Annotated in this window: 2 protein-coding genes; both read right to left on the minus strand. The window is 32.9% G+C overall.

The features are described 5' to 3' along the window. The coding region (locus tag H5T45_07615; protein ID MBC7129565.1) for a hypothetical protein at nucleotides 1-576 on the minus strand (576 nt) is incomplete at its 3' end. Further along, entirely contained in the window at nucleotides 552-1211 is a 660-nt protein-coding gene (locus tag H5T45_07620) for a PKD domain-containing protein (GenBank protein MBC7129566.1), read from the minus strand. The genes H5T45_07615 and H5T45_07620, both read right to left, overlap by 25 nt. Nucleotides 1212-1313: the final 102 nt, after the last annotated feature.

The raw sequence follows: 1313 nt of genomic DNA on the forward strand, positions 1-1313 counted from the left end.
GCCATATTCAAGATTATACCATGTTATTGATGTGTTGCTATTGTTTGCAACATTTGTATTTATACCAAGCAATTGCCAAGTTAAGTTTCCTAATTTTCGACCATAGAATTTAACGCTCATAATATTGCTATCTACATCGACAACATGCACTTTTAAGATTGGATTTATGCTTACATTTGTAGAGTTATTTGCTGGGCTAACTAAATAGATTGAAGGAAGAGAATTAGGTTTAAGAGAAATATTTACAAAAGAATAACCTTCATTTGTTAAAATTGTTGAATTGCTTCCATAAAATTGCTGATAAAAAGCTTCTATAAAAACCTCGTCGCCATACTTCCATCCATTTTTAAAATTTCCTAAATTGATTCCATACCATCCTTCTCCATAATCTTCTGCATATCCAACTTCACCTGTTGCATTTTCTTTTACTTTAACTGTTGCTCCGCTTACTGGCGAGCCACTTAATTCAACATGAATCCATATTGTATAAGGATTGCCCGGCGGAGAGGAGGCAAAAGAAAATAAATTTACTATAAGAATTGATAAAACTATCAGCGATACTGCTTTTTTTTCCATTTTCTCATTGCCAGAATTACCAAAATTATTGAAAAAAATTCAAAACCAGGTATTTTCTCTTTTTTCTCAGAAACAACTATTTCTTTTGATATATTTTTGCTGAAATCATTGCATGAAATTTTAAGGGTAACATTATATTTTCCTTCCTTTTCATAAGAATGCTTTGGATTTTTTTCATAAGCAAAGCATCCATCTCCAAAATCCCAGGTATAATTTAAAATATTTCCAATTGAATTATCTATAAAGGATATATTCTCCCCAACTTTTGGTTGCGATGGAGTAAAAATAAAATTTGGATTTAAATCAACATTTAAAGATATATCTACTTTTGCTGGCTCATCAGATAAAATCTCTATTTCCTTATATCCATAAAGACAATCACATTTTGCTTTTAAAATTATTTTATCTCCTATTTTCCAATCATAGGGAGGATTTCCAAAGCATAAGGTGTATGCACCGTTTTCCTCGCTTACTGCATTTACTATTTCCCCGCTCCTTTCATTTACTGCTTCAATCTCTATGCCTGACAGAAAATTTCCTTCATGATAAACATACCCATATATAACAAATGGGCTAGAAGAAAAAACAAGAGGGGGGAGGAGGATTAGCCAAGCAAGGAGCGCCCGCCATCCCATTGTATTATTCCTCCTTCATTTCTGAATATGAATACTGCATCTCCTATGGAAATATCGAAGTCACCAGGTGGATAGCCAACTATGTATTCAGGAGCCCATTGT

It is taken from the genome of Thermoplasmatales archaeon, assembly GCA_014361245.1.
Taxonomy (GTDB): domain Archaea; phylum Thermoplasmatota; class E2; order UBA202; family JdFR-43; genus JACIWB01.